At 71.5% G+C, this 6,619-nt stretch carries 6 protein-coding genes; 1 reads left to right on the top strand and 5 read right to left on the bottom strand.

The features are described 5' to 3' along the window. Positions 1 to 169 precede the first annotated feature (169 nt). The 3 genes from BGN98_RS00795 to BGN98_RS00785 form a co-directional block, all read right to left on the bottom strand. Positions 170 to 553: a DUF779 domain-containing protein gene (locus BGN98_RS00795; RefSeq protein WP_036319524.1), complete on the bottom strand. Its 384-nt coding sequence runs from the start codon at positions 551 to 553 to the stop codon at positions 170 to 172. Between the two features lie 92 nt (positions 554 to 645). Next, entirely contained in the window at positions 646 to 2,193 is a 1,548-nt protein-coding gene (gene exaC, locus BGN98_RS00790) for an acetaldehyde dehydrogenase ExaC (RefSeq protein ID WP_061683316.1), read from the bottom strand. A gap of 237 nt (positions 2,194 to 2,430) precedes the next feature. After that, on the bottom strand, positions 2,431 to 2,586 hold the full coding sequence (locus tag BGN98_RS00785; protein ID WP_288118841.1) for a hypothetical protein: 156 nt from the start codon (positions 2,584 to 2,586) through the stop codon (positions 2,431 to 2,433). Between the two features lie 19 nt (positions 2,587 to 2,605). On the opposite strand from BGN98_RS00785, the gene BGN98_RS00780 reads away from it, so the two are divergent. Next, entirely contained in the window at positions 2,606 to 3,013 is a 408-nt protein-coding gene (locus BGN98_RS00780; RefSeq protein WP_288118839.1) for an EamA family transporter, read from the top strand. Here BGN98_RS00780 and malQ read toward each other — a convergent pair. Both malQ and BGN98_RS00770 read right to left on the bottom strand, forming a co-directional pair. Further along, on the bottom strand, positions 2,985 to 5,123 hold the full coding sequence (gene malQ / locus BGN98_RS00775) for a 4-alpha-glucanotransferase (protein ID WP_288118836.1): 2,139 nt from the start codon (positions 5,121 to 5,123) through the stop codon (positions 2,985 to 2,987). The genes BGN98_RS00780 and malQ overlap by 29 nt on opposite strands. 151 nt (positions 5,124 to 5,274) lie before the next feature. Next, positions 5,275 to 6,603 carry a GAF domain-containing protein gene (locus BGN98_RS00770; RefSeq protein ID WP_288118833.1) on the bottom strand — a complete coding sequence of 443 codons (1,329 nt, stop codon included), beginning with the start codon at positions 6,601 to 6,603 and terminating at the stop codon, positions 5,275 to 5,277. Between the last annotated feature and the right edge of the window lie 16 nt (positions 6,604 to 6,619).

Genomic DNA, 6,619 nt, shown 5'->3' with positions numbered 1-6,619 from the left:
GCATCAACAACGGTCGAGGTCAGTACATCTAGCCGCGGCATCCGGCGCCTCCCCCCTCACCGCGAGACACGCGCTGCGCACCCAGACACGCGCTGTGCACCGGTGTCTCGGTGCACGCGTGGTGTCTCGCGGTTCGCGGGGCGGTTCGCGGCGCGGCGGCGGGCCGCCGTCAGCGCAGGCCGAAGTGGTCGAGCTCGGCGTCGTCCAGCATCCGCGAGCGGATGAGGAAGCGCATGCCGGTCGGCCCCTCGACGCTGAAGCCCGCGCCGCGGCCCGGAACGACGTCGATCGTGAGGTGCGTGTACTTCCAGTACTCGAACTGCGATGCGGAGATGAAGACCTCGATGGGGTCGTCCAGCCCCACGTCGAGGTCGCCGAGTTTCACGTCCGACGGCCCGGTGAGGAACATCCCGACGGGGTAGCACATGGGTGCGCTGCCGTCGCAGCATCCGCCGGACTGGTGGAACATGAGCTTCCCGTGCTGCGCCGTGAGCTGACGCAGGAGGGATGCCGCGGCATCCGTCACCGCGACCCTGCTGAGTGTGGTGGTCATGACCGTCCCCTTTCTCTGCCGAGACACGACCTGCCGCCCGAAACGCACGGGCGTCTGGGGCGGCAGGTCGTGTCTCGCCGATGTGTCTCGACTCAGAAGAAGCCCATCGGGCCTTCGGCGTAGGACACGAGCAGGTTCTTGGTCTGCTGGTAGTGGTCGAGCATCTTGAGGTGGTTCTCGCGGCCGATGCCCGACTGCTTGTACCCGCCGAACGCGGCGTGCGCCGGGTACTGGTGATAGGTGTTCGTCCACACGCGACCGGCCTCGATGCTGCGACCGGCGCGGTACATCGTGTCGGCCGACCGGCTCCACACGCCCGCACCCAGGCCGTAGAGGGTGTCGTTGGCGGTGTGGATGGCGTCGTCGAAGCCGTCGAAGCTGGTCACCGAGACGACGGGACCGAAGATCTCCTCCTGGAAGATGCGCATCGAGTTCTGTCCCTCGAACACCGTCGGTGCCACGTAGTAGCCACCGCTGAGCTCGCCGCCGAGGTCCACCCGCTCCCCGCCGGCGAGCAGCTTCGCGCCCTCGGCCTTGCCGATCTCGATGTAGCTGAGGATCTTCTCGAGCTGGTCGTTCGAGGCCTGGGCACCGATCATGGTGGCGGGGTCGAGCGGGTTTCCCTGGATGATCTTGCCGACGCGCTCGAGGCCGTCGCCGAGGAACTGGTCGTAGATCGAGCGCTGGATGAGCGCCCGCGACGGGCAGGTGCAGACCTCGCCCTGGTTCAGCGCGAAGAAGGTGAAACCCTCCAGGGCCTTGTCGTAGTAGGCGTCCTTCTGACGGGCGACGTCCTCGAAGAAGATGTTCGCGCTCTTGCCGCCGAGCTCCAGCGTCACCGGGATGAGGTTCTGCGACGCGTACTGCATGATCAGCCGCCCGGTCGTGGTCTCGCCCGTGAACGCGACCTTGCGGATGCGCTTGTGCTGGGCGAGCGGCGCGCCCGCCTCGATACCGAACCCGTTGACGATGTTCACGACACCGGCCGGCAGCAGGTCGCCGATGATGTCGAAGAGGAACAGGATGGATGCCGGGGTCTGCTCAGCCGGCTTCAGCACGACGCAGTTGCCGGCGGCGAGCGCGGGCGCGAGCTTCCACGTGGCCATCAGCAGCGGGAAGTTCCACGGGATGATCTGGCCGACGACGCCCAGCGGTTCGTGGAAGTGATACGCGACGGTGTCTTCGTCGATCTGGCTGAGCGTGCCCTCCTGGGCGCGCAGCACACCGGCGAAGTAGCGGAAGTGGTCGATCGCCAGCGGGATGTCGGCGGCGAGCGTCTCACGGACCGGCTTGCCGTTCTCCCACGTCTCGGCGACGGCGATCTTCTCGAGGTTCGCCTCGATGCGGTCAGCGATCTTGTTGAGGATGTTCGCACGGTCGGCCGGGGTGGTCTTCTTCCACGACTCGAACGCCTTCCAGGCGACGTCAACGGCGCGGTCGATGTCTTCCGCGGTACCGCGGCCGACCTCGGTGAACGGCTTGCCCGTGACCGGGGTGATGTTCTCGAAGTACTGCCCCTTGATCGGTTCGACGAACTCGCCGCCGATGTAGTGGCCGTACCGCGGACGGTACTCGGCGATGGCCCCGCGCTGGCCGGGAGCAGCGTAAACGCTCGAGACGCCCTCTTCGACGATGGTCATGATGTCTCCTTCGACAGTGCATGGTCCGCGGCATCCCTCGCCGCGTTCGGATGCGCTGACGCTACGCACCGCAACGTTGCATCGCGTTGCGTGGGCGGCTGGCGCCGCGGCATCCGCGTGGCTTGCGCCCCGGCATCCGCCGCGAGAAACACGTTGCGTGCCGAGAAACCCCTGCGTGGGGTGTTTCTCGGCGCGAGAGTGGTTTCTCGCGGTGGGGGCGGGGCGGGATGCCGGGGGTCAGTCATGGGCGAGGGCCGCGAGCCAGCGGCGGGAGGCGTCGCGCAGGGCGTCGGCGTCGCCCGCGGGCAGGAGCGGGAGAAGGCGGTGCTCGTTGGCGAGGTGCGCCGTGAACGCGCGGTCGATGAGCTCCACGCCCTCGGGGGTGAGGCGCACGAGGCGGTGGGGAGCCGACGTGCCACCCCTGACGATGACGGCATGGCAGCTCATCGCGGGGTCGCTCGTCGTGATGCCCGTCGCGATCATCGTGGAAGGAGCACCGCCGGCGCTCGACGGACCGGCGCTGCTCGGTTTCGCGTACATCATCCTCGTGGCGACAGCGGTGGCCTACGCCGCCTGGTTCACCGGGCTCGCTCGCCTGCCCGGCGCCGTGGTCGGCGTGATCGGGCTGCTCAATCCCGTGACCGGTGTGCTCCTGGGCGTCGTCGTCGCGCACGAGCCGTTCGGTCCCGCGCAACTGCTCGGACTCGTGCTCGTGGTCGTCGGCGTTCTCGCCCGCATCCGCCCCGCCGGCCCCGACGGACCGGCGCCTGCGCCCGCGGCGCCGCTGCTCGTCAGAGGTGAGCGTCGACGGCGCGCGTGAGCGCGTCGAAGCGGTCGTTGTGCACCAGGTCGTCCAGCAGCACGGCGCGACCGTCGGGTCCGGCCAGCGGGATCTGCCAGTTCGGGTACTCGCGGTCGGTCCCGGGTTGGTTCTGCGCCCGGCGCTCCCCGACGGCATCCACGAGGGCGACGCCGATCAGCTGCGCGGGGGATGCCGTGATCAGCACGTTCAGCGCCTCGATGACCTCCGCCTCGCCGGGCTCGTCGCCGATCAGTCCGCGTTCGCGCAAGAGTGCCAGCATGCTCGCGCGCTCGGCATCCGCATCGGCGAGCTCCTCCTCGACCGGGCGGGTGAGCAGACCGAGGCGGGCGCGGAGGGCGACGTGCTCGTCGGCCAGGTACCCCGCGGTCGGCGGCAGGTCGTGCGTGTTCACGGTCGCCAGCAGCGATCGGCGGTACTGCTCCGGCGGACGGAAGCCGTCGCCCTCGCGCTCGAACCACAGCACCGAGGTGCCCAGCACGCCGCGCGCCGACAGGTACTCGCGCACCCACGGCTCGACGTTGCCGAGGTCCTCGCCGATGAGCACCGCACCCGCGCGGTGGGCTTCGAGCAGCAGCACGCCGATCATCGCCTCGTGGTCGTAGCGCACGTAGGTGCCGGCGGCGGGGCTGAGCCCCTCGGGGATCCACCACAGGCGGAACAGCCCGATCACGTGATCGATGCGCAGCGCGCCGGCGTGGCGCAACAGCGTGCGGATCATGTCGCGCAGCGGCGCGTACCCGGCCTCGGCGAGCGCGCGCGGCAGCCACGGCGGCTGATTCCAGGTCTGGCCCTGCTGGTTGTACATGTCGGGCGGCGCGCCGACCGCCATGCCGGTCGCGTACATCTCCCGTAGCGACCACGCGTCCGACCCCTGCGGGTGCACCCCGACGGCCAGGTCGTGCATGACACCGATCGCCATGCCCGCCGCCCTGGCTGCGGCCTGCGCGTCGGCGACCTGCTGGTCGGCGATCCACTGCAGCCACACGTGGAACGCGACGCGATCGGCCAGGCGCGTGCGCAGCTCGGCGACCAGCGGGGAGCGGATGTCGTCGACCTCGGCGGGCCTCTCGCGACCGAGGTAGTGCTCCTCGAGCGCGCACCACAGGGCGAAGTCCTGCAGCGGCTGCCCCTCGCGCGCGGCGAACGCATCGAGCTCGGCGCGGCGCGACGGCGTCAGCGGCACCGCGAAGATCGCGTCGAGGCCGAGTCTCTTCGCGGCCCAGACCGCGTCGCGATCGATGCGGTCCGCGTCGTCGTCCATCGCCGCGACGGGACCGCGGGCGGCCTCGACGACGGCGCGCTCGGTGGGCGTCAGGTAAGCGACCTCACGGACGTCTTCGGGGCGCACGTACAGCGGCGCCAGGAAGCGGCGGGTCGCGGGGCGGTACGGCGACGGTTCGATCGGACTGGTCACCTCGGCAGCGTGCACGGGGTTGATCAGCAGGAAGTCGGCGCCGCGCTCGCCCGCGATCGCCGCGAGATCGGCGAGGTCGGCGAAGTCGCCGAGGCCCCACGATGCCCGTGAGCGGACGGAGTACAGCTGCGCCATGAGGCCCCAGCCGCGCGTGCGCCCGGGACGGGCGGGCGGGTCGCCGAGGCGATCGGGCGTGATCACGAACGGGGCGGATGCCGTGCGGTCGGCTTCGGCGCCGCCGCCGAACGGGCGCTGCTCCGCGCGCACGGTGTGCCACCCCAGCGGCAGGTCGTCGGGCACCGGAATCTCGACCCGCCACCGCAGGATGCCGTCCACCAGCCGCGCGGCCGGGCGCTGCTCGGGGATCGTGAGCGCGCGCTCCGACCCGTCCTCGAGAGCCACCGTCACGGTCACGTCGTGCCCGTCGAAGACGTGCACCCACAGCACGCCGACGCCGGCGCGCGTCACGAACGAGGCGGGGAGCAGTTCGCGCCACACCCGCTCCTCCTCCGCGACGAGGGCCGCGCTGATCGCGGCATCCGTCGACGCGTCGATGCCCATCGCCGCCAGCACCGCCCGCAGGGTGGATGCCGGGACCTGCACCCGGTCGCCGAAGAACGACCAGTACTCCGTCGCGATGCTGTAGGCGCTCGCGAGTCGCACCAGGTCGGGTGTGGGCGCGTCGTCGGTCATGTCTATCCTCCCTCGGCGCCGGTGACGGCGTCTGCGCCCATCCTGGCATCCTCGCCCGACCCTGTCGCGCCGGGGTCGGGTCGGACGCCGCCGCGCGCGCAACTCCGCCTCAACCAACCGCTCCGCGCCCCCAGCCCACCACCACCCGCGCTCAGCGCTCGAGCTTCTCCAACCGCGCGACGAGACCGGCTCGTCGCGGCGAGCGCGCCGGCAGCATCTCGAGCGCCAGACGCAGGACCTCGGCGTCGTCGGCGCCGTCGTCGGTGTCGGCGTACGCGAGCAGCACGTCGACGGAGGCCTCCGTGAGCAGGGCCTCGCGCAGGGCGAGGCGCACCGACTCGCGGAACTCCTCCACGCCGGGGGCGACCGAGTTGGGCAGCACGCGCCCGCGGTAGGCCGCGAGCGCGACGCGGTGCGCACCGCGTCCGAGCAGCGCGACCACCTGATGGGCGTCGGTGTGCAGCTCTGTCGTGAGGCGGTAGGGGCGGGATGCCGGCACCAGCTGCGGCGCCACCCGCTCCAGCACCTTGCGCAGGCGCACCAGCTCGGGTCGCAGCGTTCCCTCCGCGTCGTCCTCGCCGTAGACGAGCTGTCCGAGCCGCTCGGCCGACAGTCCCTCGCGATGCACGGCCAGCATGAGAAGGATCTCGGCGTGCCGAGCCGACAGCTCGGTCACCGTGGCACTGTCGGGCCCGGCGACATCGAGGAGCGCCCGGTCGCGTCCGAGCACGCGCAGCATCGTCGTTGCGGTCGCCGCGGTCGCCGCGGGCCGCCGCGTCCGCCGCGGCGCGGGAGGCTCGGCGCGGGCGCGGAGCCTGCCGACGAGCAGCTCGGCTTCGACGGCGCGCGCCGTCGCGTCGACGAGCAGCTGCGCCTGCGGGGTGGCGGCGTCGCTGTCGCCCGTGACATCGATGACGCCGAGGACCTGGCGCGTCTCCGGGTCGTAGACGGGCGCCGCTGTGCACGACCAGGGCTGCACGAGGCGGTTGTAGTGCTCGGCGCCGTGGATCTGCACCGAGCGCCCGAGGGCCAGCGCGGTGCCGGGCGCCGCGGTGCCCACCGCCTCCTCCGACCAGTTCGCGCCCGCGACGAAGCCCATGTCTCCCGTGAGGCTGCGCACCCGGCGGTCGCCCTCCACCCACAACAGGCGGCCGACGGCATCCCCCACGGCGACCACGACTCCCGAGTCGCTCTCCCCACCCGGCAGCAGCAGGGCGCGGATCATGTCCATCGCCGCCGAGAGAGGATGTGCCCGCCGATACGCCTCGAGTTCGTCGTCACCCAGGTCGAGCGGCTGCAGCCCCTCGGCGCCGACGAGGTGCGCGAGCGAGCGTCGCCAGGAGTCCTGCACGAGCGGGCGGATCTGACCGAGCCGCGGATCGCCGACGTTGCCCCCGACCAGCTCTTCGTGCGCGCGCTCGATCAGCAGACGCGACGTCTCTGGCGAGACCTCGCGGCGCGATGACCACGGCGAGGGCACGGCGACTCCGTTCGAC

It is taken from the genome of Microbacterium sp. 69-7, from assembly GCF_001897985.1.
Taxonomy (GTDB): Bacteria; Actinomycetota; Actinomycetes; order Actinomycetales; family Microbacteriaceae; genus Microbacterium; species Microbacterium laevaniformans.
This window is presented reverse-complemented; position numbering and strand designations above follow the sequence as displayed.

What these genes read in the sequence shown, in the direction of transcription:
- malQ (WP_288118836.1), bottom strand. Translation starts at nt 5,123, where the DNA reads ATGACCGACGACGCGCCCACACCCGACCTGGTGCGACTCGCGAGCGCC.
- BGN98_RS00795 (WP_036319524.1), bottom strand. Translation starts at nt 553, where the DNA reads ATGACCACCACACTCAGCAGGGTCGCGGTGACGGATGCCGCGGCATCC.
- exaC (WP_061683316.1), bottom strand. Translation starts at nt 2,193, where the DNA reads ATGACCATCGTCGAAGAGGGCGTCTCGAGCGTTTACGCTGCTCCCGGC.